The sequence below is a fragment of the Hungatella hominis genome, assembly GCF_014288005.1.
GTDB lineage: Bacteria > Bacillota > Clostridia > Lachnospirales > Lachnospiraceae > Hungatella > Hungatella effluvii.
In genome coordinates, this window is the sequence record NZ_JACOPB010000023.1 from 1 (window position 1) to 26,141 (window position 26,141).

General features: G+C 50.9%; 22 protein-coding genes. 6 read left to right on the plus strand and 16 right to left on the minus strand.

The window, feature by feature from the left end; genetic code table 11:
• Positions 1 to 514 precede the first annotated feature (514 nt).
• From H8S75_RS28465 to H8S75_RS28505, 9 genes are read right to left on the minus strand one after another with little or no spacing between them, the layout of a single operon-like run.
• Positions 515 to 799, minus strand: a complete 285-nt coding sequence (locus tag H8S75_RS28465; RefSeq protein ID WP_187024402.1) for a 4Fe-4S dicluster domain-containing protein — start codon at positions 797 to 799, stop codon at positions 515 to 517.
• The gene (locus tag H8S75_RS28470) at positions 786 to 2,738 is read right to left on the minus strand and encodes an FAD-dependent oxidoreductase (protein WP_187024403.1); all 1,953 of its coding nucleotides are present in this window, start codon (positions 2,736 to 2,738) and stop codon (positions 786 to 788) included. Before H8S75_RS28470 ends, H8S75_RS28465 begins: the two co-directional genes overlap by 14 nt.
• Position 2,739: 1 nt before the next feature.
• Positions 2,740 to 3,708: an ABC transporter ATP-binding protein gene (locus tag H8S75_RS28475; protein WP_187024404.1), complete on the minus strand. Its 969-nt coding sequence runs from the start codon at positions 3,706 to 3,708 to the stop codon at positions 2,740 to 2,742.
• Positions 3,708 to 4,697, minus strand: a complete 990-nt coding sequence (locus H8S75_RS28480; protein WP_187024405.1) for an ABC transporter ATP-binding protein — start codon at positions 4,695 to 4,697, stop codon at positions 3,708 to 3,710. The genes H8S75_RS28475 and H8S75_RS28480 overlap by 1 nt, the downstream gene beginning before the upstream one ends.
• 12 nt (positions 4,698 to 4,709) lie before the next feature.
• Positions 4,710 to 5,576 (minus strand): ABC transporter permease, encoded by an 867-nt coding sequence (locus tag H8S75_RS28485; protein ID WP_187024406.1) that lies wholly within the window; start codon positions 5,574 to 5,576, stop codon positions 4,710 to 4,712.
• Positions 5,569 to 6,519 (minus strand): ABC transporter permease, encoded by a 951-nt coding sequence (locus H8S75_RS28490; protein WP_002604373.1) that lies wholly within the window; start codon positions 6,517 to 6,519, stop codon positions 5,569 to 5,571. Before H8S75_RS28490 ends, H8S75_RS28485 begins: the two co-directional genes overlap by 8 nt.
• 32 nt (positions 6,520 to 6,551) lie before the next feature.
• Positions 6,552 to 8,108 (minus strand): ABC transporter substrate-binding protein, encoded by a 1,557-nt coding sequence (locus H8S75_RS28495; RefSeq protein ID WP_187024407.1) that lies wholly within the window; start codon positions 8,106 to 8,108, stop codon positions 6,552 to 6,554.
• An 18-nt stretch (positions 8,109 to 8,126) separates the two neighbouring features.
• Positions 8,127 to 9,443 carry an amidohydrolase family protein gene (locus tag H8S75_RS28500; RefSeq protein WP_187024408.1) on the minus strand — a complete coding sequence of 439 codons (1,317 nt, stop codon included), beginning with the start codon at positions 9,441 to 9,443 and terminating at the stop codon, positions 8,127 to 8,129.
• Positions 9,444 to 9,462: 19 nt separating this feature from the next.
• Positions 9,463 to 10,476, minus strand: coding sequence for a M42 family metallopeptidase (locus H8S75_RS28505; protein ID WP_187024409.1), 1,014 nt, complete (start codon positions 10,474 to 10,476; stop codon positions 9,463 to 9,465).
• 196 nt (positions 10,477 to 10,672) lie between these two features.
• On the opposite strand from H8S75_RS28505, the gene H8S75_RS28510 reads away from it, so the two are divergent.
• A complete protein-coding gene (locus tag H8S75_RS28510; RefSeq protein WP_187024410.1) occupies positions 10,673 to 11,350 on the plus strand; it encodes a GntR family transcriptional regulator in 678 nt (225 codons plus the stop codon).
• A gap of 74 nt (positions 11,351 to 11,424) precedes the next feature.
• Here H8S75_RS28510 and H8S75_RS28515 read toward each other — a convergent pair whose 3' ends face one another.
• Complete coding sequence (locus H8S75_RS28515; RefSeq protein ID WP_187024411.1) at positions 11,425 to 12,930, minus strand: sulfatase-like hydrolase/transferase; 1,506 nt, start codon at positions 12,928 to 12,930, stop codon at positions 11,425 to 11,427.
• Positions 12,931 to 12,951: 21 nt separating this feature from the next.
• The gene (locus H8S75_RS28520; RefSeq protein ID WP_187024412.1) at positions 12,952 to 14,397 is read right to left on the minus strand and encodes an arylsulfatase; all 1,446 of its coding nucleotides are present in this window, start codon (positions 14,395 to 14,397) and stop codon (positions 12,952 to 12,954) included.
• A gap of 261 nt (positions 14,398 to 14,658) precedes the next feature.
• Here H8S75_RS28520 and H8S75_RS28525 point away from each other — a divergent pair, with 261 nt between their 5' ends.
• From H8S75_RS28525 to gnpA, 4 genes are all read left to right on the plus strand, one after another.
• Positions 14,659 to 15,993 carry an ABC transporter substrate-binding protein gene (locus tag H8S75_RS28525; protein ID WP_187024413.1) on the plus strand — a complete coding sequence of 445 codons (1,335 nt, stop codon included), beginning with the start codon at positions 14,659 to 14,661 and terminating at the stop codon, positions 15,991 to 15,993.
• Between the two features lie 68 nt (positions 15,994 to 16,061).
• A complete protein-coding gene (locus tag H8S75_RS28530; protein WP_187024414.1) occupies positions 16,062 to 16,955 on the plus strand; it encodes a carbohydrate ABC transporter permease in 894 nt (297 codons plus the stop codon).
• 62 nt (positions 16,956 to 17,017) lie between these two features.
• Positions 17,018 to 17,893: a carbohydrate ABC transporter permease gene (locus H8S75_RS28535; protein ID WP_054356312.1), complete on the plus strand. Its 876-nt coding sequence runs from the start codon at positions 17,018 to 17,020 to the stop codon at positions 17,891 to 17,893.
• A gap of 32 nt (positions 17,894 to 17,925) precedes the next feature.
• The gene (gnpA, locus tag H8S75_RS28540) at positions 17,926 to 20,088 is read left to right on the plus strand and encodes a 1,3-beta-galactosyl-N-acetylhexosamine phosphorylase (protein ID WP_187024415.1); all 2,163 of its coding nucleotides are present in this window, start codon (positions 17,926 to 17,928) and stop codon (positions 20,086 to 20,088) included.
• Positions 20,089 to 20,183: 95 nt separating this feature from the next.
• On the opposite strand, the gene H8S75_RS28545 is transcribed toward gnpA, so the two are convergent.
• The 5 genes from H8S75_RS28545 to H8S75_RS28565 form a co-directional block, all read right to left on the minus strand.
• Positions 20,184 to 20,582 (minus strand): hypothetical protein, encoded by a 399-nt coding sequence (locus H8S75_RS28545; protein ID WP_187024472.1) that lies wholly within the window; start codon positions 20,580 to 20,582, stop codon positions 20,184 to 20,186.
• Positions 20,583 to 20,590: 8 nt separating this feature from the next.
• Positions 20,591 to 21,025 (minus strand): RbsD/FucU family protein, encoded by a 435-nt coding sequence (locus tag H8S75_RS28550; protein WP_187024416.1) that lies wholly within the window; start codon positions 21,023 to 21,025, stop codon positions 20,591 to 20,593.
• Positions 21,026 to 21,038: 13 nt separating this feature from the next.
• The gene (locus H8S75_RS28555) at positions 21,039 to 21,725 is read right to left on the minus strand and encodes a class II aldolase/adducin family protein (protein ID WP_187024417.1); all 687 of its coding nucleotides are present in this window, start codon (positions 21,723 to 21,725) and stop codon (positions 21,039 to 21,041) included.
• A gap of 93 nt (positions 21,726 to 21,818) precedes the next feature.
• Complete coding sequence (locus H8S75_RS28560; protein ID WP_187024418.1) at positions 21,819 to 23,285, minus strand: rhamnulokinase; 1,467 nt, start codon at positions 23,283 to 23,285, stop codon at positions 21,819 to 21,821.
• Between the two features lie 12 nt (positions 23,286 to 23,297).
• A complete protein-coding gene (locus H8S75_RS28565) occupies positions 23,298 to 25,091 on the minus strand; it encodes an L-fucose isomerase (RefSeq protein ID WP_187024419.1) in 1,794 nt (597 codons plus the stop codon).
• A 191-nt stretch (positions 25,092 to 25,282) separates the two neighbouring features.
• Between H8S75_RS28565 and H8S75_RS28570 the strand changes: the two genes are divergently transcribed.
• Complete coding sequence (locus H8S75_RS28570) at positions 25,283 to 26,137, plus strand: helix-turn-helix transcriptional regulator (RefSeq protein WP_187024420.1); 855 nt, start codon at positions 25,283 to 25,285, stop codon at positions 26,135 to 26,137.
• The last annotated feature ends 4 nt before the right edge of the window (positions 26,138 to 26,141 follow it).

Sequence of the window (26,141 nt, forward strand, 5' to 3'; positions counted from 1 at the left end):
AATTGGACATCTAATTTTAAAATCTCCATGTAGCTAGGCTTATTTAAGTTACCCTTTTTTAGGATAATAAAAATATCAACTTTTTTCACATCACCTCTTGACATTTCTTAGCTGGACTTCTTTTATAAACCCGCAGCTGTCTTTTATGCTGCTTACGTACCATTTCTGCCGTTTCACAGGTTTAAACGCAGTGGTTTTCATACCTTTTGTCTTTTCTTACATAATTTTTACTTATCATGATAAATAATTGGTAATTATTATTGCAAATGTATTTTATCATGATTTTATCTTTTGTTAAAGGATTATATATGAGAACGATTGCACCTTTTCCAGTCTGTATATATCTTATATTTATCAATTGTTTATCTTTTATATACCCCTGCGTTATCAATGCGTTAATTATTCCTGTATATAAAGCAAATGCATTTCATCAGAAAAATAAGGAAGGCAGCAAATACTGATTTTATCAGTGTTCACTGCCTTCCGGCGATTCTAACTATCCTTACATTTGTATTTATATTTTTCGTTCTCTCACCGGCACGAACTTTGCCCGGTTCATCAGCGGATGCTCCAGTCTGACAGCCCCTTTTACCGGACAGGCCATGACGCAGGCGCCGCAGTAGTAGCATTCTCCCGGATACATAACAATGGGCGGTTTTCCCTTCGTTTCTGATGGAAGCAGGATATCGCACTGGCAGACCGATGCACACCGGTTGCATCCGATACAGAGGCTTTCATCGTAAATGATCGGCCTGGCGCTGCTTGCAACCGGCCTCACTGTAAATTCAGGCTTTTTCATGGCTGACCTCCCCCATATAATCCTGGTTGCGCCGTTCGTACTCCTCCTGAAGATTTCCGAAGAAATCGAGAGGAACGCTTCGCTCCCTTACCTGGCCGTCCTCCTGGCGGATGACGATATGACGCCGTTCCCCTTCCGGGTCCATCTGCGGATAATCACTTCTTTGAAAGCACAGCGGCTGCGAACTGGACCGCCGCCGCAGGCAGGCGTGAAGCACCAGCTGGGCCACGGTCAGAATATCCAGGACCTCATGGGTTCTCATGAGGTCGTGAGGGTTGGCGCACGACAGAGTTGGAACCACCTCCCGCTCATAGCTCTCCAGGAGGTCCAGCCCCTCTTTTAGAAGTTCCTCACATTTCACGCCGCCGCAGTAGTTCTGCATTGCCTTGGATATCGCCATGTTCAGTTCTTTCCAGTTGGTTCCATCCTTCACGTAAAGAGGCGCGTACAGCCTCTCTTTTTCCCGATCGGCCTCTTCCCTGCTAAAATCCTCAAACTCATGATCCGATGCGCAGTCTGCTGCCTTTCTTCCCGCGTAATATCCCGTGGCACAGGCAAATCCCGCGCAGTCAGAGGCATACAGCTGGTCTCCGGCCGCATAGACGCCATCGATGTTCGTCATTAAGTCCCAGTCGTGCATGATTCCGCCCGGCGCTCCAAAGAACTGGCGCTCCTGGTCCAGAAAGCTGGCGGACTGCCAGCCGGTGCCGTAGCTCTGGAGCATGTCCTTTTCCGGATCAAATCCCCGTTCGGTATAATTTTCCAGAATCGGAATTCTGGTCTTCGCCTCCTCGCCGACCATCATTCCCCAGATAACGCGGCGTTCATCCTCCGGCATACGGCTCAAATCCGCATAGAACGGGAGCTGGTATCCCCGGCGGATCAGTTCCTCGAAGTCCAGAGTTTCCGGCCCCCGGTATTCATACTTTGGATTGTCGATGACTCCGCCTTTTAGGAAGAATTTCTGGCCCCGGGCCGGATAGTACCGCTCGGATACGGTTTTCAGTTCCTTTCCGTCACGGTCCACGTATGGAATCTCCACGCCTCTGGCATCCACCATGGTGGCCGCGTACCAGGTATTGTGGTTATTGCCGGTTCCGTATGGGGGAAAACTTCTTCCTGCACCCGAAAATTCCGCGCGCACCGATTTCTCCATCATGGTAAATTCCACTCCGGCCCGCCAGCCCATGGCATGGCCGCTTCCGATGCTCTGCATGGGACGAAATTCGCATAAGCCCACCAGATCCGGATTAAACAGCCAGACTCTGGCCGGCCTGGACATGGTGAGAATCGTGGCCTTCGACCGGAAGATATAGAATTTTCCCGTATGGACATCCATTCCGCAGGCCCCGGCTCCCTTCTTCTTTCCGTCCTTTACCGCGGTAAGCAGGGCCGTGGCCTCCGTCCTCTCATACACCTTCACGCCCAGTCTCTTCAGTTCCCGCGCCAGGGCAGGCTTAAAGGTGGTCCCCCAGACGCGCAGGGTGAATTTGTTTTTATAGTCATAGGCAAACATCAGCTTCGTCTTCTCATCCCGAAACTCTGCGCCCTTAAATTCATCTCCGGTATCCCTCACCTTTCCGCCGAAAGACTCCAGGTCCAGGAGCCGGTCGTATCCCTCGCGGCATTCGATGTAGTGGGCGATTCCATTGCTGTACCAGTCCTGTTCATGGACGTAGGCCTCTGCGATCTCTTCGGGCGTCACCCCGGAACAGGGGTTGGTACAGGCTGATTCCCAGTGGTCAAAACCCGTTCCTGCAGAACCGCTTCGTTCCACGGCCCCCTTTTCCACCAGCACCACGGATTTTCCTTTTCTGGCCGCGGCTATGGCGGCAAAGCAGCCTGCCAGACCGCCGCCCAGGACCAGGACATCGCTGGTTACGGTCTCCTCATCCCCAATCTCATTGGCATAGGGCCAGCTGTATGTTTCTGCACTCATTTTACTCCTCCATTCTGTCCACGCATCCCGGACATGCCGCAAAGTGTCCCGGGCTGACTTCTTCAAGCATAATCTCACCGGTCCTGCATTCCTCTTTCACAAACGGACATCGTGCCGCAAACCGGCATCCCGGCTCCGGATTCACCGGACTGGCCACCTCTCCCTGGAGAAGACTCCTCTTCTTGTTCCTCGATTCCGGGCTGGGATCGGGGATCGCCGCCAGAAGGGCTCTCGTATACGGATGGAGCGGCTTCCGGAAAAGCTCGGCCGACGATGCCTGTTCCACGCATTTCCCCCGGTACATGACCATGATCTCATCGGATATGTGTTTGACCACAGACAGATCGTGTGTAATAAACAGATACGTCAAGTTCATGCTGTCCTGAAGGTCCATCAGGAGATTTAAAATCTGAGCCTGAATCGACACGTCGAGGGCCGACACCGGCTCGTCGCATACGACAAAGGCCGGTTCCATAATCAGCGCCCGGCCGATTCCGATTCTCTGGCGCCGTCCTCCGTCCAGCTCGTGCGGATAGGCGCCCGCAAGGCGTCTGGCCAGGCCGACGGTCTCCATCATGGCATCCACCCGCGCCTCGATCTCCTTCTTATCCTTACAGACCTTATTGACGATCAGGGGTTCCGCAATCAGCTGCCGGACATTCATGCGCCCGTTTAAGCTGGAGTAGGGATCCTGAAAAATCATCTGCATTCTGGGGCGTATCCGTTTGAATTCCTTCTTTCCCACACTCTGAAGGTTCGTTCCCTCAAACAGGATCTCGCCGCCCGTGGGCTCGTCAAGGTATAAAAGCGTGGAACCCAGCGTGGATTTTCCGCAGCCGGATTCTCCCACGACTCCCAGCGTCGTTCCCCGCTTAACGGAAAAGCTCACATCATCCACTGCGTGAAGCAGACCGGAGGGCGTGTCAAAATATTTCTTTAAATGTTTTACATCCAACAGCAGATCTTCCATCACTCCTGCCCTCCTTTGTTATCGCGGTACAGATGGCAGCGGATCAGATGGCCGTTTTCCTCATATACGGCCGGTGCTGTCAGACTGCACGGCTCCATACACTTCGTACACCGGGGCGAGAATTTGCAGCCCCTCGGCAGGTTCGTCGGATCCGGCAGAATTCCCTCGATGGGATGAAGGCGCTTCGCCTCCTCCGTAAGGCTGGGAATGGATCCAAACAACCCTTCCGTATAGGGATGGTGCCTGCCGCCGTTAAAGATATCGCTCAGCGTTCCGTACTCCACAATCTCCCCGGCATAGACGATGGCCACCTTATCACACGTCTCCGCAACCACCCCCAAATCATGGGTAATCATGATTACGCTGGTTTCGTATTTTCTCTGAAGGTCACAGATCATCGTCAGTATCTGCGCCTGTATGGTAACGTCAAGGGCGGTCGTCGGTTCATCCGCGATTAAAAGCTCCGGACTCAGAATCAGGGCCATGGCGATCACCACGCGCTGACGCATGCCGCCGGAGAACTGATGGGGATAATTGGCCTTCCGCTCTTTGGGAATACCCACCATTTCCAGAGTTTCCTCCACCCGCTTTTCAATCTCTTTCTTTGACAGACCGTCGGTGTTGTGAAGCTCTAAGGCCTCGGCGATCTGGCTGCCCACTGTGAGGACCGGATTTAAGGCCGACATAGGATCCTGAAATATCATGGATATTCTGGCTCCCCGGATTTTCTCCATCTCATGGGCGCTCAGTTTCCCAAGCTCCGTCCCCTCAAACCGGATGGCACCTCCCGTAATCTTTCCTGTCCGTTCCGGCAAAAGACCCAGGATTGTCAGTGCCGTCGTCGTCTTTCCGGCCCCCGTCTCTCCCACCAGCCCCAGAGTCTCCCCTTTTCCCAGGGAGAAGCTGATTCCGTTTACGGCATGCACCGTCTCCATATCCGTCTCGTATACCACGGACAGATTCTCGATCTCCAGTATCGTTTCACTCATTGCGCCACCTCCTTAGTCCTTCAGTTTGGGATCCAGGGCGTCGGTAAGTCCGTCCCCCACCAGATTAAACGCCAGGGAAGCGAGCAGAATAAAGACACCCGGGAAAAACAGCAGATACGGTGAAGTAAACATATACTTCTGAGCACCTGAGAGCAGCGCGCCCCATTCCGGAGACGGCGGCTGGATTCCCATGCCGATAAAGCTCAAGCCTGCGGCCGATAAGATCATGCCGGAAATGCTCATTGTCGTGTTTACAATGATCGGCCCCATGGCGTTGGGCAGCACGTATCTGAAAATAATGCGCGCATTGGAGGTCCCGTAGGACTTTGCCGCCCGGATGTAATCCTGTTCGGCCACAGTCATGACCACCGACCGGATCAGTCTGACATTCCCCGGAATACACGATATGGTAATTGCGATAATCAGATTCTTTAAGTTCGTTCCCAGCGCCGCCACCACGGCCAGAGACATGAGAATCGGCGGCACGCAGATAAACACGTCCATGATGCGGCAGATGGTATTGTCGATCACTCCGCCGAAATATCCCGCGCTGGCTCCCAGCACGGCGCCGATCACCAGCGCCATTAAGCTGGTGGACACGCCGATGAAGAGAGAATACCTGGAACCGTGAACCACACGGGCAAATAAGTCCCGGCCGTATTCGTCCGTCCCGAAGAAATGCGCGGCTCCCGGCATCAGAAGTCTTGCACCCCCGTCCTGTTCGATGCATTTGGAATAGGGGACAATGAGGTCGGCAAACACGGCGATGGCGACGATCAGCACCAGGATAACGAGGCCGAGCATGGCCGCCTTATTCTTCTTAAACCGGTACCAGACTTCGTTCCGGATGGTGTTCTTGCGTTTCTTACCCTTAGCCACGGCTCTTCCCTCCCTCCTGGTATTTGGCCTTGATTCTCGGATCGATGAAGGCGTACAGGACATCGACCAGAAGAATGATAAGGCTGAATAAAAATGCCAGAAACAGGGTGGAGCCCATGACCACGGGAATATCCTTCTGCCGGATAGCCGTCGTGATTAAGGTTCCCATCCCCGGCATGGCAAACACGGTCTCCGCAATGATCGCGCCGCCTAAGGAGGCCCCGAAGCTGGTTCCCAGCGTTGTGACGACCGGCAGGAGGGCATTTCTCAGCGCATGGCGCATGATAATCCGTTTCTCGCCCGCTCCCTTGGCCCGGGCCGTCCGGATATACTCCTGCCTCACCGTCTCAAGCATGGCGGATCTGGTGAGGCGGAGCAGGCTGGCGGCCGACCCTAAGGATATGGTTATGGTAGGCAGAATAAAATGCTTCAGAGTGCCTGCGCCGTAGGATGGCAGCAGCCCCAGATGCAGGGAAAATACCAGCATAAGCATGAGCCCCAGCCAGAAGCCCGGTATGGAGGCAAACACCAGCGCCACAATCACGCACGTATGGTCCAGCACGGAATACTGCCTCACCGCAGAGACAATCCCAAGCAGTATTCCGATAAAAGCGGAAAGGGACATGGAAAATACGGTCAGAAGCAGTGTGTTCGGAAATCTGGCAACAATATCCTGTATGACCGGCTGCCGACTCTGGTAGGATACTCCCAGATTAAAATGGAATACGATATCCCCGATGTAGTTAAAAAAGCGGATCAGAAACGGCTTGTCATACCCGAATTCCGCGTTCAGAGCCGCGATATCCTCTTTCGACGCCGTGATTCCGAGGATAATGGAACCGGGATCTCCCGGCGTCATAGATAAGATGGAAAATACTAAAAATGCGACTCCGAGCAAAACAGGAATCATGTACAGAAGCCGCTTGGCCACGTATTTGGTCATGGAGAATGTCCTCCCTTCCACGGATTAAAGCCTTACCAGGCAAAATCATAGATGTAATACACTGCCTCGTACGGAATTTCCGGGCATTTCAGTGAAGAGCTGTATGCGAACAGCGTAAGCGGATTGGCCAGCGGAACGTAGATGGCTTCCTCCTGCGCTTTCGTAAAGATCTGGTTAAAGAGCTCCGCGCGCTCTTCCTTGTCGTTAGAAACCCGTGTCTTATCAAACAGCGCATCCATCTCCGCGTCCGAATATCTGGCATTGTTGGCAGTTCCGATGTAATCGCTGGCGAAGGCCATCTCCATCATCTGGGTATCTCCCTCCAGCGTCATATTCAGCGCGCTGATGGTATAGCTGCCGCTGGTCAGATCTCCAATATAGGAATTAAATTCCTTTACGGAAATCGTCGTCTCCAGTCCGACTGCCTTTAAATCATTCTGAATTACGGTGGCGAGATTGGAATACTTTTCGGCCACCAGCATTTCTCCCAGCTGATACGGCGTCGTGATCCCTGCCTCGGCCAGAAGGGATTTGGCCTTCTCCGGATCGTACTCGTATTTCGGCTGTTCCTCGGAATAGCCGAACCGGTTGGCGGAACATAAGTTGGAGTTTACCGTGGCCTCTCCGTCATAGCAGATCTGCACCAGATTCTCGCGGTTAATGGCATAGTTTAACGCCTGGCGCACTCTAACGTCATCAAATGGTGCCTTATCCAGGTTCATGCATACATAGGAGAAGCTGGAAGTTGGAATCTCAGCGATGGTGACATTCTTATCCGCCTTCAGCTGCGGAAGGCTGGCCGAGTCGATTTCCGCAAAATCCACCTCGCCTGTCTGAATGGCGATCGCCATGGTAGACTGGTCCGGAATGACCTCGAAGGTCACTTTTTTAATCGCCGCATCCCCGCGGTAGTAGCCGTCATACGCTTCCAGCGTTACACTGCTTCCCTTGCTTCTTCCCGTAAATTTGTACGGGCCGCTGCCCACCGGCTTATTGACAAAGTCGTCGGCCGATTTTTCATAATACGCCTCGGAAGCGATATGGACGGAACAGGCCCCCAGCAGGAACGGGGAGTACGGATTATCCAGGTGGCAGACCACGGTGTGGTCATCTGCAGCTTCCGCGCTCGCCAGTCCCGTCACCTGGGAATTCTGGTACTGGGAATCCTTATACAGATTCAGGGAAAATACCGCATCCTTTGCCGTAACCGGCGTGCCGTCGTGGAAGGTGGCGTCCTCCCGCAGATGGAAGGTGTAGGTCTTTCCATCCTCACTCACCTCGTATGATTCCGCGAGACGCGGCTCCGGATCGTGTTCGCCATCCGGATTCATATACATCATCGTGTCATAGAGCTGGTTTAAAACCGTAAGTTCTGCGGTAGTAGAGTAATCCGACGGATGAAGCGTATCAATATCGGCGCCCATGGCCACCACCATATCGGTATTTCCGGAGCTGGACACACCCGCGCCCGTCTCCGATGATTGACTCTGTGTATCGTTCTGTGTATTGCCTGCGGTTCCTGAACCGCCGCAGGCGGTAAGCGACAGCGCCGTCACCGCCGCCAGAATAACTGCCATACCCTTTTTCATAATCTTGCTCCTCTCTCTTTACCAATGGATAAATTCGATCTCTTCTTTCTTCAGGAAACCCGCCTCACTGCCGTAGGCCCTGATGGTCTCCTCATCGTATAAATTCGTACCCTGGAATACCATGCTGACTTTTCTCACATTTCCAATATCGGCCAGTGGATTCCCAGCCAATACCACGATATCGGCATCCATGCCTTCACGGATACTTCCCTTCTTCTCTTCCAGGCCAATATGCGCGGCCGGATTGACCGTGGCCGCCTTCAGAGCCTCGAAAGTCGTGCATCCGTAGAGCTCTACCAGCTTCTCCAGCTCATCTGCCATGGAAAAGCCCGGGATAATTCCCGGATAAGCGCAGTCTGTACCGGCCATGAACCGGTCTGAATATTCCAGAAAGGTTCGTCCTCTGCTGATCACCACACGGATATCGGGGCGAACGCCCTGGCTGCGGTAGCTCTCGATGATTTTCCGGTTTCTGCTCTCCCAGCTCTCCCGCTCACATTCCGGGAGATCTTTAAAATGCTTCAGCTCCGGCAGCATTTTACCGTTCCAGACATAGTCCGGCAGCGTTTCGCATACGGCCTGTGTGGGAGTAAACCACATCCCGGCTTCGGCCAGATAGCGGATATCGGCCTTGTGGGACGGAAGGGAGCTGCTGTGCTCACAGCAGTAATAGCCGGCGTCTGCCAGCACCTTATCATCCAGCTTCTTGCTCATATGGCCGCATACGGGAAGCCCCTGCTGTCTCGCTCGTTTCAGCAGATACCGGTAAAGCTCCGGCTCAATGGACGGATACGTCTTAAGCCATAAGAACCCATTCCGGATCGTATACTCGATCGCCTGCTCCACGTCCGCCTCCGTGCGGATGATTTCATTGGAATTGTCCGGTATACTCGGATCTTCTCCGTCATAGATGGGACCGCTGGAATAGATATAGGGGCCTGTCCGCTTTCCCGCCAGCGTCTCCGCGGCATATTCAGCGTGGCGTTTGTACCCCCGCATGTTTCTGACGGAAGTAACGCCGCACGCCAGGAACATCTTTCCCATATAATCGGCGTCGTAGTGGCAGTGGCTGTCGATCAGCCCGGGGATCACGTACCGGCCGCTTATATCGAGGAACTTTGTTTCACCGTTTAATATATCTGCCTCGCATCTCCAGGCATCCGCTTCACCGTTTAATCCATTCACGAGTCCCGCCGCTTCCTGAGCTGCAAATGCAGTCAGATTCCGGCCGATTTTCTGTATTTTCCCGTCCCTGATCAGGATATCCGTATCGTATTTTATGGTGCGGTCCCTCATCGTCAGGAGGTTTCCATGTGTCAATATGTACTGTTTCACCCGACGCCTCCCATCCCACTCAGAAGCGGAATTCATGCTTTGAAATTGCCGTACATAATCTCGCTCCCGCCTCGATGTCATCCTTTGAGGCTACACAGCTCTGGCAGTGGGGATATCTGGTCACGACGGCGATTCCGCCCGCCCTGGCTCCGACACCGGACATATTCATGCTGGACGCATCCGTTCCGCCCTTGTCGATGACTTCGGGCTGCCATGCAATTCGTTCGCATTCACAGCATTCCTCCATGGCTGCAACCACTTCCTCGTCGCAGATTACCGACGGATCCGCGTATTTGATCGCAACGCCCTTTCCTACGGTATTGCTGCCTTCCAAATCGCAGGGATAATCGTGGGCCGGCGTGATGTCCACCGCAATGCCGATATCAGGACGAATCCGCTCTGCCGTCGGCTTGGAACCTCTGCATCCCACTTCTTCCTGCACAGTAAATACATAATAAATATCGTTTGGATACGTGCCGTCATTCTCCTTCAGCGCCTCCAGAAGCTGGTAACAGCCGATCCGGTCATCCAGGGATTTGGAACACACCAGATTGTTCTGCAGATCCACGTATTCTCCGTAATAGCCGCAGACGGAGCCGACTTTAACGTATTTTAATGCGTCCTCCTTAGATTTTGCTCCGATATCGATATAGAGCTTGCCCACATCGTTATGGGTATCCTCGATGGCTCCCATACAGCCAAAAACGCCGGTTACGCCGTTGCGGAACCGCACTCTGGCGTTGTAAGCCGAGGCCGCCCAGTTCCATCCCACGTTGCAGACACGAAGACGGCCGTCCTCCTCGATCTTCTTCACCATGAAACCGATTTCGTCCATATGGGCCGCAAACATGATCTTCTTCGACTGCGGGCCTCCATGTCCTTTCTTAATTACTATCAGATTACCGATCACATCCGTTATCATATCGTCCGCATAGGCTGCGGCTTCCTTCTCAATCAGCTCTCTCACTTCTTTTTCATAGCCGGCGATTCCCTGGGCCTGGGTCAGCCGTTTCAGTAATTCCTCATTTCTCATATGTCCTTCTCCCGTTCTCTGCTTTTTCGCTTTAACGCGTCACATAATTATTGTTTTAAGAATTGTACCATCTATGATTACATTTTGCAATATGCATTTTGCAAAATGTAAAATTATAAGGTTGACCAACTATTTTTTCTGTTGTAATATGAATATAAATGATGGATATGAGTTTTTTAATGAGGAAGGATACGGCATGGATTTAAATAAAACCACTCTCTCCGGGCAAATCTACGATATTCTCCGTCAGGACATTCTGACACAGAGAATCCGGCTTGGTGAGAAATTAACGCTAAAACACTTACAGGAACGCTTCGGAGTCAGCTCCACCCCGATCCGCGAGGCTCTGACCCGGCTTGCGGAGGAAGAACTGGTCGTCTCCTACTCCAACATCGGCGTCAATGTCATAAGTATCGGGGAACAGGACTTGAAAGAGCTCTATGAATTCATGGGGGATTTAGATGCCCTGGCCATTCTCTATACCTCTCACTATCCTGATCAGGAAAAGGTACAGAAGGCACTGGCGGAAAACATACATTATACGGAAAAGGTTTTAGAGACAGAAAGTCTCACGGAAGAGGAAATCAGGACATGGACAGGCTATTCCGATCATTTTCATCTGATCTTCTACGATTTCTGCGCCAACAGCCGCCTGGCCCGCGCCGCCGGGAAACAGAGGAGCCAGCTGACGATCTTCTCCAACATGTATGAGACGTCTCTGCAGCACCAACGGGAAATAGAACGGGGACATTTAAAGATTTACGGGGCGTATTTACAGAAGGATTACCAGCTGGCCGCTTCACTGATGAAGGAACATCTGAATACTTCCCTGTCTTATGCGATGGAATATTTATTTCAATGCCACTGCCTATAATTTTCGACGACGCCTCTCCCAACCTCAACAGGTGGGAGAGGCGTCGTTATTCTTTGCAGAAAAAGACTGCTCTATTATCTCTTTAAATTCCTGGATATCTTCGTCCTCACCGCTTCCGTCATGGGCAGTCCGGTATCGTAGTCCAGCTGTCTTGGCTCATACTCTTCATTTTCCCGCTGTCTGGTATAGCCATCGTTGCTCCAGGTCGGCTCCTTGTCCGTGCGCCAGCTTCTGCAGGCCCACTGATATCCACGATAAGGGTCGCGGGTCCGGTTCATCTGCTCCAGGATTTTGTCATGCAGGGAATTGCGAATTTCGGAATAGTCTTCATCCTGGATCCGGTTGCAGATCTCTGCCGGATCCTTTTCCATATCGTACAGCTCATCACTGTCCAGAAGATGGATCACCAGCTTATACCGGTCTGAAATGACGGCACGCATCATCTGCAGTCCGCCGAATCCGTCGTGGTCCGCTTCATACCGGGTGAATTCTGTATAGACCTCATCATTGATCCGGATATCGGTGCAGTTGATCTGAGGCAGCATACTTTTCCCCTCCAACATCTTGGGAATGGGAATGCCCATGTAATCCAGAATCGTGGGAGCCAGATCAATGTGGGAAGCCGGGTAATCCACCACCTTGCCGGCCTCGCCGCCTTTGATGATCAGCGGGATGTTGGCGACCTCTTTGTAGCAGGCAGCATTTTTAGAAGTAAGCCGGTGATTTCCCAGCATGTCTCCATGGTCGGAGGTATAGATAACCATAGCGTCAGGAGCCGTCTCCCGGATTTTGTCAAGGACTTTCCCGATTTCGTAATCTACAAACGAGTTGCATCCTAAAAACAGGGACAATTTTCCGGAAGGACAGTTGATTTCCTCCCTGGTTTTATGTAAGTTCTCCCCTGCCCATAAGCGCTGCATCAGTGGCTTTTGACTTAAATCGTCCTCATAGTTGGGACTGTCCTCAAAGCAGAATCCGTCATACATGGTGTTGTACGGTGCCGGACAGAGCGAAGGGCCGTGAGGCTCATCATAAGAAACGGCCAGGAAAAAGTCCTCATCTTTATACTGTTCCAGAAAGTCTGCCGCCCTTTTGGAACAGCGGTGAGCATATGTAAACTCCTCTGTCATATCTTCATCAAAGGAGGTGGTGGATTTTCTGGATTTCAGCCGTTCCTCCTCCGTCAGTTCTTCCAGGTACCGGCGCATATCATACCAGTATGCCTCATCCCATCCCTCCGGGCAGATGCCATTGCCAAAATAGTCACCGCCGTCTAAATGCCATTTGCCGATATAACCGCAGTGAATACCGTTGTCCGTCAGACGCTGGCCTACGGTTTTTATATTATCTCCCATGGCTACACAGTTCGTCACCTCCCCATTAGTATGCGGAAAGGTTCCGGTAAATATGGCGGACCGGGCCGGACCGCAGACCGGCTGGCACGTATAGGCATTCTCGTACCGGATGCCTTCGGCGGACAGCCGGTCCAGATTCGGTGTGATCATTTTAGGATTTCCATAGCAGCCCAGCATATCTTTGCGTGTGGTGTCTGTCATTATAAGGATGATTTGTCTTTTCATATGCTATTCTCCTTTTCCGTTTTATGAAAGAACGGGCGGATAGGGGCGTCCAGGCACCAGTCTCCCATTTTCCACAAAACCTTCCCTGCGGTTTTCCAGGGATTCTATAAGATGTCCGCGAAGCTCCTGAATCCGTATCTTACAGGAATCTTCCTCAATCAGATCCGTGAGTTCATGGGGATCTTTTTCCAGATGGAAGTACTGCTCCTGACCGGTCTGTGAATGCCAGATGTATTTGTCTGTTTCGGTGACGATCCAGTGGTTGGAATACTCATCAAAGGAATGCTCTCCGTGTAGCCAGGGACGCACAGCCCGCGCCGGATCTTCAAGCAGAGGAAGGAGCGATTTGCCGTCCACTGTATCCGGAACAGGGGCGTCTGCCAAATCGAGCAGCGTGGGCATAATATCCCGAAGCTCCACTACACTGCTGCACCGGGAGGAACCGGCCCCTTTCGGCAGAAACTTCTTTCCTCCCGAGATGATAAGCGGGATGTGGCAGCTTCCCTCGTAAGGTCTGGCTTTGCGGAACATGTGGTGGTCACAGAGTTCCTCCCCGTGGTCTGAGGTAAAGATAATAATGGAATTATCGTAAAGCTCCTGCTCCTTCAGAGCCAGAATCAGCCGCCCTATCTGATGGTCTAAATGGGTGATGCAGGCGTAATATCCCACCTGGGCCTGGCGTATCAGCTCTGCATCAATGGGACCCGTCTTCGAATCATAGATCCGTCCGTCCCTTTTTAACAATTCGTCCGTCTCCCAGGTGCCTACATACGGTGGGCGCAGCTCCTGATCCCGGTATAAATCGAAGTAATGCCGGGGTGCGTCAAAAGGGGGATGGGGCCTGAGATAAGAAGCCATAAGGAAAAAAGGCTTCCCAGGATCACGCCGTCTCAAAAAGTCTATGCTTCTCTCAGTAACCCAGTTGGTGGGATGGTATTTCTCCTCATGCATCCAGGGCCTCGCCACATAACTGTTGCATTCAATCCCCGTATCTGTCACATCGGCGGAAATTCCCAGCTCATTTTTCAGCCAGTAGAAATAATCGTCGGCTACCAGCTGGGACTCGCGGTAGGGAATCGTTGCCCGCCTGGAATATCCCAGATATCCGTCATGAAGCTCCACATGATGAAAGCCCAGATAATTTCTTAAAGGATGGACATGCATCTTGCCGACGCACTGAGTGTAATAGCCGGCCTGGCCTAATTCCCCGGCCAGCGTATGCTCATATTCCCAGGGGACGCCATCCAGATAGCCTACACGGCCGTGATGATTCTGCCCCATCCCTGTATGGATGGCGGCTCTGGAAGCGATGCAGCTCGGGCAGGCGCTGTAGGCGCGGTCAAAGGCTGTACCGGTGGAGGCCAGTGTATCAAGATATGGTGTTTTTACATCAGGATGACCTGCATATCCCAGACAGTCCCCGCGAAGCTGGTCGGTCATAAGAAATATAATATTGGGACGGCTCATAAGAAAACTCCTTTGTTTTTTTATCATCATAATATAATAAAAATTAAAAAGCAAGAGTCCGCACGAAAAATTGTAGTGCAAACTGTTGATAAAAGACGGCAAATGTAGTTTTTTATTATAAATATGCCACAAAAAATAGCAAAAAACATAAAAAACAAAACAATATACTGATAGCTAATGAACGCTGGATCAGTATATAATTTACTTATGAATTTAAGATATTTCAAATGGGCAGTGCCCAACAAAAAGGAGGATTTATCTATGAAGAAAAAACCGATTAGCGTTCTGCTGGCTGCTGCCATGACGGCAGGTCTTTTAGCAGGCTGTGGAAGCAACAATGCAAAACCAGCAGAGACACCAGCCGAAACTCCGGCAGCAACAACTGCCAAAGCCGAGACCGGCGAAACAACTGCAGCACCAGCCGCGGCTGAGGGAGACAAGAAGTACGAAGGTGTTGAACTTACATACTGGTCCATGTGGACAAACAATGAGCCTCAGGGACAGGCACTTCAGCAGGCGGCAGAGGCTTTCGAGGCTGAAACCGGAGCCAAGATTAAGTTCGAGTGGAAAGGCCGTGAAACCAAGAACATCCTCTCTTCCGCACTGGAAGCTCAGGAAAAGTTTGATATGTTTGAAGACGACTACACCAGAATCTCCAAGAACTATGTCAATTATGTTGCTGATTTGACAGATATGGCAAAGGAAGCCGGATACGCTGACAAGAGCTACGCTGTATTCAACAATCAGGCGACTGAATGGGCCGGATTCCTTCCATGTGTTACCGAGCAGCCATCTGTAGGCGGCGTGTTCTACAATAAAGATATCTTTGATGACTGCGGCATCACTGCTCCGGCAACATGGGACGAGTTCATGACTGCCTGCCAGACCATGAAGGACAAGGGTTATCAGCCTCTGGCTCTCGACAGTACTTATGCCCCATTCCTGTTTGGTTACCATCTGTCAAGACATATTGGACAGGCGGCTGTTGAAGATCTGGCAACTAACGGCGGCTGGAGCGGCAATCCTGGCGTAGTAAAAGCAGGCCAGGAAATGATCGACTTCGTAAAAGCAGGCTATCTGGCAGACGGCGCTCCTGATGAGTATCCGGCAAGCCAGAACAAGATCGGTCTTACACAGAAAATCGCCATGGTAGTATGTGCAAACTACATCACTGCAGAAGTTAACGCCAATACAGGCACAGAACTCAATTGGGGGCTGTTCGCTTATCCGGCCGTAGAAGGCGGCGTGGACAATACCAGCACATTTGCAGGAGCGAACTCCATCGGTATCACCAAATACAGTGAGAATCCTCAGGCGGCATTTGATTTTGCTGTATTCTTAACCAGCGGCAAGCAGAGCCAAAACATGGCTGATTTGTCCAATAATATCCCAGCGGATCCAAGCAATACTCCACCTGCTGTTCAGAGCGGAACTAACGAGGTATTGATGAATACTACAGCTCCTCTTTCCTGGAATATGGGTCTGAACGCTAACGCAGACAAGATTTCCGTTATTCAGGAAGTAATTGTAAAACTGTATGAAGGAAGCTATGCAACAGGCGAAGATTTTGCAAAGGCTCTGGACGCTTTATATTAAAGAATGCTGGAAAACCGGAGGTGGCGCTTATAGCGTCACCTCATTTGGTCAGAAAGGTGAAATAAGAAATGAAAAAAAACAAATTGTTTATCGTTGGTTTTATAACACCTTGTATACTTGCTTTAATTGTCATGTATTTATACCCGGTTGTCAGAACCGTAATCATGAGTTTTTTTAAGATTGAAAGCGTGACCTCCAGTGCATCTGAATGGAGTTTTAACGGTCTGGCTAATTATGCAAAGGTATTTTCCAGTCCCACCTTTCAGAGAGCGGCGACAAACATTCTGATTATCTGGTTACTGGGAGGCATTATTATCCTCAGTTTTTCACTGCTGTTTTCTGTTATCATCACCAGTGGAATCCGGTTTAAAAAATTTTTCCGTGCAGCGATTTATCTTCCCAATATTATCAGCGCCGTGGCTCTGGCTACCATGTGGATTCAGTATATCTACAATCAGGATTACGGTCTCATTAACCAGATTTTAAGGACGATGGGGCTGGAGGGGAAGAACTGGCTGGGAACCGACATGAAATTCTGGGCCATGCTGGCTGCCTTCACTTTTGGCGCGGTAGGCTACTATATGCTGATTTTCATCAACGGCATCGAACAGATTCCCTCAGATATCTATGAAGCTGCCACAATTGACGGGGCTAACAAAGTTCAGCAGTTTGGCAGGATTACCATGCCTTTGCTCCGCGGCATTTTTAAAACTAACATCACATTCTGGAGTGTAAACTGTGTTACCTTTTACTTATGGTCCAAGATGTTCTCACCGGTCAGCACAGAAGCTTCCACAATTACACCGGTGGTATACTTATATGACACGGTATTTGGTACAGTCGGCAATGTTCAGCGAGATGCAGGCGCCGGTGCTACCATCGGCGTTGTCATGGCAATCTTTATTGGAATTGTTTATTTCATTATGAACAGGCTGCTTAAAGATGATGATCTTGAATATTAATGTGTGAGAAACGTGGCGCAAGAAAGATACTTATCTGACATGTCCACAGAATGGAGTGAAAAATGAGAAAAAGGAACAAAGAAAACGTGTTTAGGAGCAAGGTGAACTGGAGAAAAGAGCTGACCCTTCTTCCGGGATATCTCATTCTGACCATTTGGGTTGCCTTTACAGCGGCCTTCCTGATCTGGATTCTGGGTGCCAGCCTTTCCACCTCCAGAGAAATCTTCACCGGCACGGTATTTAAGTTTGAATCAGGAGTTCACTTTGAGAACTATGCCAGCGCGTGGAAGGGCAACAATGTTTCTGTTTATTTTGCAAACTCTCTGCTTTATGCGGTATCTTCCTGTATCGTGGTTATATTGATCTCTGCTCCGGCCGCGTATGTGCTTTCGCGCTTTACATTCCTTGGAAATAAAGGAGTCAAGACAGGTTTAATCCTGGCCATGAGTATCCCGGAGGTTATGATTATCATGCCGATCTATTCACTGACGGCCCAGTATCACATCCGGGGAAGAATTTTACTGATTATTCTTTATATCCTTTTACGTGTACCCTTTACCACCACTTACCTGCTGAACTTCTTTGCCAGTTTGTCAAGAAGTTATGAAGAAGCAGCAGCGATTGACGGCTGTACACCCGCCAAGACCTTTTGGAAGATCATGTTCCCACTGATCCAGCCGGCTATCGTTACGGTTACCATCTTTAACTTTATGAGCGTTTGGAACGAGTTCTTCATGGCTCTTATCTTTGCAACGTCTACGGAGACCACTCCTGTCGGCGTAGGACTGCTCCAAATTGTAAATGCTATGAAGTACACCGGAGATTACGGCGGATTGTTTGCGGCAGTAATTATCGTCTTCCTGCCCACCTTCCTGTTGTATGTCATCCTCTCCGAAAAGATTATTGCCGGTGTTACAGGCGGCGGTGTGAAAGGCTAAAAATATTAACTTGACAGCAAAGGAGAACGAAAATGAAAAAGGATTTTATTGGAAGAGTTACAATACCCACAGACGTGGACGTAGTTCCGGAGACGCTGGAACTGCTGAAACGCTGGGGCGCCGACGCCATTCGGGACTGTGATGGTACCGATTATCCGGATGAATTAAAGAATGTGGATGCCAAAGTCTATTCCACCTACTACACCACCAGGAAGGACAATGCCTGGGCTAAGGCCAATCCCGACGAGATTCAGCAGATGTATATTATGACACCGTTCTATACAGCAGTAAAGGATGAGCTGTCTATTCATCTTATGAACCATTTACATACAGATTTATTGAAAGTGAACGACAGGGACGATATCAGGCGTTGGTGGGAAGTCATAGACAGAACCACCGGTCAGCCTGTTCCGGTATCTTCCTGGGAGTACAGCAGCCAGACCGGGGATGTGATTATCCACGAAGCAAAAGAATTCCATGACTATACAGTAAGCTTCCTGGCTTACATCATGTGGGATCCGGTGCACATGTACAATGCAGTCACCAACGGCTGGACTGATTTTGAAAAACAGATCACCTTTGATGTACGTCAGCCTAAGACACACAAGTTTTCCATGGACAGGCTCAGGAAGTATCTGGAGGCCAATCCTCACGTGGATGTAATCCGCTATACCACATTCTTCCATCAGTTCACTCTGATCTTCGATGAACTGGCAAGAGAAAAATACGTAGACTGGTACGGCTATTCGGCATCGGTAAGTCCCTATATCTTAGAACAGTTCGAGAAGGAGGCCGGCTATCCGTTCCGCCCTGAGTTCATCATCGACCAGGGATATATGAACAACAACTACCGGATTCCTTCCAAAGAGTTCCTGGATTTCCAGGCTTTCCAGAGACGTGAGGTAGCCAAGCTGGCTAAGGAAATGGTTGATATCACTCACGAATACGGCAAAGAAGCCATGATGTTTCTCGGTGATCATTGGATCGGGACAGAGCCTTTCATGGATGAGTTTAAGACCATTGGTCTGGATGCCGTGGTCGGCAGCGTAGGAAACGGCTGCACGCTCCGTCTTATCAGCGATATCGAAGGAGTTGACTACACCGAAGGACGCTTACTCCCCTATTTCTTCCCAGACACCTTCCATGAGGGCGGAGATCCTGTGAAGGAAGCAAAGATTAACTGGGTAACTGCCAGAAGGGCCATCTTAAGAAAGCCCATTGACCGGATCGGCTATGGCGGCTATTTAAAGCTGGCCTTACAGTTCCCGGAATTTATCAGCTATGTGGAGGACGTATGCAACGAATTCCGCACCCTGTATGACAATATCAAAGGCACGACCCCTTACTGCATAAAGACAGTAGCCGTGCTGAACTGCTGGGGCAAGGCCCGTGCATGGGGCAATCACATGGTTCATCATGCCATCTATCATAAGCAAAACTATTCCTATGCAGGGATTATCGAGGCTCTGAGCGGAGCGCCATTTGATGTGAAGTTCATTAGCTTTGACGATATCCGGGAGAACCCTGAGATTTTAAATGACATCGACGTGATCCTCAATGTGGGCGATGGCGACACCGCTTACACTGGCGGAGACAATTGGACGGATGAGACCATTATAACCGCAGTAAAAAGATTCATCTACAACGGCGGAGGATTTATCGGAGTCGGTGAACCGGCTGCTCATCAGCATGAGGGCCATTTCTTCCAGCTGGCTACGGTTATGGGCGTGGAAAAGGAAACCGGCTTTACGCTTAACGTGGACAAATACAATTGGGAACAGCATGACCACTTTATCAAAGAGGACTGTACCAGAGACATTGATTTTGGTGAAGGCAAGAAAAACATCTATGCCCTTGACGGAACCCGGATTCTGGTACAGAGAGACAAGGAAGTACAGATGGCAGTGAATGAGTTCGGACAGGGACGATGCGTCTACTTAAGCGGACTTCCCTACAGCTTTGAAAACAGCCGCATTCTGTATCGCTCCATCATCTGGTCCTCCCACGATGAAGACAACCTTTACCGCTGGTTCAGTTCCAACTTTAACGCAGAGGTACACGCCTACGTTAAAAATGGAAAATACTGTGTTGTCAATAACACCTATGAACCGCAGCATACCACGATATATAAAGGTGACGGTTCCAGCTTCGAACTGGACCTGGATGCCAATGAAATTATCTGGTATGAGATCTAACCGTCTGGATCAGACGAAATACGCAGCTTATTTAAGCGAACGAGACCCTCCGGAGCCGGTGCTCTGGGGGGTCTTGTTCTCTTATGATTTGTGATTTATATCTTCTCACGCTCTCCATAAATTGACACATATTCTTTTTTAGAGGTACTGAGATAGGCAGTTACCTTTTCTTTATCCAGGGAAAAATATCTCTGTAGTTTCTGAATAATGATATCCTCCGGAACCTGTTTTTCCAAATTATCCATGATCAATGCTCGTATTCCTTCTTCGCGGCCTTTTAAAAGTCCCTCTTCCCTGCTGATCTCCTTCTCGCTGGCTATATGCATCTCTTCACCATATTCTGTAAGTATCACTTCACACACCTCCGCTCTGTGAGACGATAAGAATTCCGCCAGTATATCGTTCCTGATACAGTAATCCACCGCAAGCTCTACCGCCGCCTCAAAAGAAGAACCAGGAATTATTTTCGGACATTCAATATGTGTCAATACCATGGTATTCTCTAAACCACGCCCTTTTGCAGCAGAATATTCGCATATAACGCCTTCTCTCCCGTAGCGATAACCGCATAGGCCTTCTTCGCTTCCTCATAAAATGCAAAACGCTCGATATGGCCTATTGCACTGCCCTCCAGTCCGCTGCGCCGCTTCACGATTTCCTCATACGTATCCCATATGGGAGTTTCAACCGTATCTCCGCTCATAACTTCCATCAGACTGACCGGCTGGCTGACATAGGAGTCCAATGGGAAGAGCTCCAATACAGCCTCCAGCACTTCCGGGGCGGAGTGTCCATCCATGCGGATCACGATCCCGCCCCTTCCTATGGATTCCGACGGGAAATTACTGTCAGCGATCACGAGGGTGTCACTGTGCCCCATCTCGCATAATACTTTGAGCAGCTGCGGGGACAGGATTGCAGGTATTCCTTTCAGCATAGTTCTACTCTCCTCACTTTCCGTATTTCCTGTAGCCGGGATGTCTTCCAGTCACCTGATAGCCTTCCCGCATGGAAATCAGGCAGTCAATATTCTCCCTTGAAATCTCTTTTGCCCCTCCCAGCAGATAGGCGTTGAGACTGATTTTCGCAAACAGCTCCAGCGTCTCCATCCGGTAATACGCCGTGATTAAGTCCGCTCCGACAGTCAGCGCTCCGTGGTTCTGCAGGAGAAGGGCGTCATGTTCTCCCAGATACGGCGCAATCCGGTCGGGTACTTCGTAGGTAGAAGGCGTTCCGTAAGGCGTCACGGGTATGGAGCCAAGCGCAATTACTGTTTCAATCATGGAATATTCGTCCAGAGGCTTATTGGCTACGGCATACCCGGTTGCAACGGGCGGGTGAGCGTGAAGAACAGCTCCCACATCCTCCCTCTCTTTATAACAGCGCAGATGCATTTTGATCTCCGAGGACGGTTTCAGCCCGGCTGGCGCATCCAGGACCTGACCGTCCTGATCGATGTGTACCAGTTTTTCCGGCGTGATAAAGCTCTTGCTCATCCCGGTCGGTGTTGCCAGAAATGTTCCATCCGGCAGTTTTACCGACACATTGCCGTCATTGGCCGCTACCCAGCCCAGCTGCCACATTTTATGGCAGATATCGCAGATATGTTCTCTCAATTCCATATACGTTAATTCCATGTTCTTACCTCCGGATTTTTAGTTACAATTCACGGCTGCTTTGTCCGTCCCCGCCGTCCGGTCCGGACAAAGCAGCCGTGAATTGTAACGATTTTAAAGTATTTCCCTGTATCTTTCATAGGCCTCTTCCCAGATTTCCCGGTCGCACGGCTCGTAGACAACGGTATGCAGAGTATCCGCCAGCGCGCATCTCGCCTGAGTGAGGCCGTTTAACTCTCCCAGTGCCATGAACTGAGCCATGGTATTTCCATAGACGGTCGCCTCCACCGGTCCTGCCACTACAGGCAGGCCGCAGGCATTGGCAGTCATCTGACACAGCAGGCCGCTCTGGGCGCCGCCGCCGATAAGATGAATGACCGGGTACTGCTTTCCCGTACATGCTCTGATCTCGTCCATGGCTTTCCGGTACGCAAGCGCGAGGCTCTGATCGATGCAGCAGACGGTTTCCCCCTCAGACTGTGGAACCGGCTGCCTTGTTTTCCGACAGAACTGCCGGATTCGTTCAGGTATATCACCGGATGGGACAAATTCCGGTGCGTCCGGATTAATCAGGCTTTTTAAAGGTTCCGTGCAGGCGGCCTTCGTCTCCAGTTCTCCAAATCCGTATTCCTTTCCTTCCCGTATCCACTGTCTTCTGCTCTCCTGAATCAGCCACAGACCGATGATATTCTTTAAGAATGCGTATTTGCCTTCCAGTCCGGCCTCGTTGGTGATATTAAACTTCTTTGACATTCCGCTGATGACCGGCTCCGGAAGCTCCGTTCCGAACAGCCCCCACGTTCCACAGCTGATAAACAGGAAATCCTCTTCCCGGGCCGGAATTGCCGCCATGGCGCTCTGGGTATCATGGCCAGCCACAGCGATCACCTCCATGGCCGGCACCCCCAGTTCTTTTTGGATTTCCGGACGCAGGCTTCCCGTTCTGACTGCTCCGGGGAGTATGTCACACATCATTCCTGCCTGGAGTCCAAGGGATTCCAGCAATCCGAAGGCCCACTTTCCCTGCCTCATATCCATCATCTGGGTGGTAGAGGCAATGGATTTTTCACTGATTTTCGCTCCGGATAAGAAATACTGGAACAGGTCCGGCATCAGAAGGAGGGCGTCTGCCCTCTCGAGAGGCTCCGGCCTCCGTTCCTTTACAGCCATCAGCTGAAAGAGCGTGTTGATCTCCATCAACTGATTCCCGGTCAGTTCATAGAGAGGGTCTCTGCCGACCATTTTCAGCGTCTTTTCCATCATTCCGTCTGTCCGCCCATCCCGGTAGTGAACCGGATTATCCAGAAGCCTTCCCTCACGGTCCAGCAGACCGAAATCAACGCCCCAGGTATCCACGCCGATACCGGAAATCTCTCCGTAAGCCTTTGACTTTACGATTCCCTGTTTCATCTCGAAGAAGAGACGGAGCACATCCCAGAACATGGTATCTCCCAGTTTCACCGGATCATTGGGGAAACGGTGGAGCTCGGAAATGGTAAAGGAAGCCCCGTCAAACCCGCCCAGCATCACACGGCCGCTGGAAGCTCCATAATCAACTGCCAGTACCTGTTTTTCACTCATACTGCCACCGCCTTACCGGTACACAGGCCCGAACGCGGCGCAAGCGCGGTAATCCTGGCCCTCCGGATCCATGCCAAAGGCATTCCATGCGGCCGGACGGAAGATCTTCTCCTCTGGTACATTGTGCATGCTCACAGGTATTCTGAGCATGGAACACATCGTGATCAAATCGGCGCCTATATGGCCGTAGCTGATGGCGCCGTGATTGGCCCCCCAGTGATTCATCACGTCGTATGCGGTGGCAAATGCTCCCTTTCCGGTCACTCTCGGTGCGAACCAGGTACACGGCCACGTATAATCGGTTCGTTTCCAGAGCGTATCACTCACTTCTTCCGGCAGCTTTACGGTCCAGCCCTCTGCGATTTGAAGGACAGGTCCCAGCCCCTTCACAAGATTTAAACGAATCATGGTTACCGGCATCTCACAGTCGGTCAAATATCTGGATGAAAATCCGCCTCCCCGGAAATATCCGAAATCTGCTTCATTCCAGGTCGTGGCTGCCATGATGGCCTTCTGATCCTCTTCCGTCACCTCATACCACGGCTTCATCACAGAATTTCCGTCAGCGTCCTTCGCGCCTCCATTGGCATCGAGGCACGCCGCGCCGGAATTAATCAGATGAAGAAACCCATCCGCCTCCTTCGCCCGTCCTTCCAGCTCGTAGCCCGCCGCCCGTTTTACCGCGTCGCCGCTCCAGTAGGTCCGGACATCGGCAAATATCTGTGCTCTGCCTGTCAGCAGTTTCATGAACATCATGCCAAGGCCGTTTAGGACATCATTTTCCGTTGCCAGTATGTAAGGCTCTCTTGCTCCGTTCCAATCGAAGGAGGTATTCAGCATTGCCTCCGGGAAGTCACAGTTAGGGTAGAAATCGGTCCACTGGCGCTGTCCCTGGAAACCGGCGGCAATGGCGTTATGGCCCACCTTTTCCTCCTCACAGCCTTCCGGAAGGTTCGGGTTTCCATTCATCAGATCTTTGATAATGCACATCATTTTCGCCAGGAATTCCCAGTCCTTGTCCTTCTCTTCGCGGCTCTTTCTCACTTCCTCCGGATTCTTGTCAAATCCTTCCATACAATACTTCTTCGTCCAGGCCAGAGCCTTTTCATATTCTGCATGATCGTATATTTCGTCTGACATTCTGCGGATGATCTCCACCTCATCGACCGACTCCACGCGCATTCCCAAGTATTCTTCTATAAAGGCAGGGTCAATGATGGAACCGCCGATTCCCATACAGATCGATCCGATCTGGAGATACGATTTCCCTCTCATGGTCGCCACCGCCACCGCGGCACGGCCGAAACGAAGCAGCTTCTCCTTCACCTCCTCCGGAATCTCCGTATCATCCGCTTCCTGTACGTCGTGGCCGTAGATTCCGAACGCGGGAAGCCCTTTCTGCGCATGGGTGGCCAGGACAGAAGCCAGATAAACCGCGCCCGGACGTTCTGTCCCGTTGAATCCCCAGACGCCTTTGATGGTCATCGGATCCATGTCCATCGTCTCCGCCCCATAGCACCAGCATGGAGTCACTGTCAGGGTGATGTCCACGCCTTCTCTGCGGAACTTATCGGCGCAGGCCGCCGTTTCCCCCACTCTTCCGATGGTCGTATCCGCGATCACCACCTTCACCGGCTCGCCGTTGGAATAGCGTAAATGCTTCTCGAAAAGCTCTGCAGCCGCCTTCGCCATATTCATGGTCTGATCTTCTAAAGACTCCCGCACCTTTAAATACCCTCTTCTCCCGTCAATGGTCGGTCTGATCCCGATCACCGGATAGCTTCCCACTAATCTGCTCTCTGCCATGTTACATTCCTCCTTGGAAAATCGTTTATTCTTATGAGATCATAGTACCATCTCTTCGACGTATTTTCTTGTCTTATCATGGCAAATAGTTGGACAATATTCCGATTCATCCATTGCGCAATCCGCACCTGTACCGTATAATTGGAAATTATATAGAATAAAATTCATGTTTGAAGTTGGTGATTTTAGATATGCATTATATAAAATATAAAGAAATGAAACATCATGGAACTGCAGATTTTCCGGCAGGCTATTACCATGTCACGGAAAGTCATCCGCAGTATGCCATGCCCTACCACTGGCACGAGGAACTGGAGCTGATTCACATCATAAGCGGCACGTTCCACGTGACGATCAATGAAACCACACGGACTGCGGCCGCCGGCGACATTCTGCTTGTCAACAGCGGCGGGCTTCACGGCGGAACGCCCTATGACTGCGTCTACGAATGCCTTGTATTTCCTGTCGGCCTTCTTTTCAGCCAGACCTTTGACTCTGATTTTTTAAAGCGGCTGGACAGACAGGATTTGATCCTGGAGGAATATTTCCCGGCTGGGGAAGATACCGCGATTCACAGTCTGCTTAAGCGCCTCTTTGCTCTCATGCAGAATTCGGAGGAAGGAGGAAAGCTGCAGTGCCTGGGACTGCTCTGCCAGCTTATGGGACTGCTCTGCCTGGATAAGCGGTATACCGTCTCTGACAAATCGGACTTATCCAGCCACAGGAATCTCTATCTTCTAAAGAATGTACTGAACTACATCGATGCCCATTATACCGAGAAGATCACCTTAAACGAACTGGCCCGCACGGCCGGGATGTCACCGAAATACTTCTGCCATTTCTTCTCCGAAATGACCGGGCGGACGCCCATCGATTACGTCAATTACTACCGGATTGAGAGGGCCTGCTGCCTGCTGGCGGGCACAGACAGCCAGATCACGGATATCGCCATGCTCTGCGGCTTTAACGATGTCAGTTATTTCACCCGGGCGTTTAAAAAATATAAGGGAAAATCTCCGGGGCAGTATTTAAAGGCTCCTCTGTAATTCT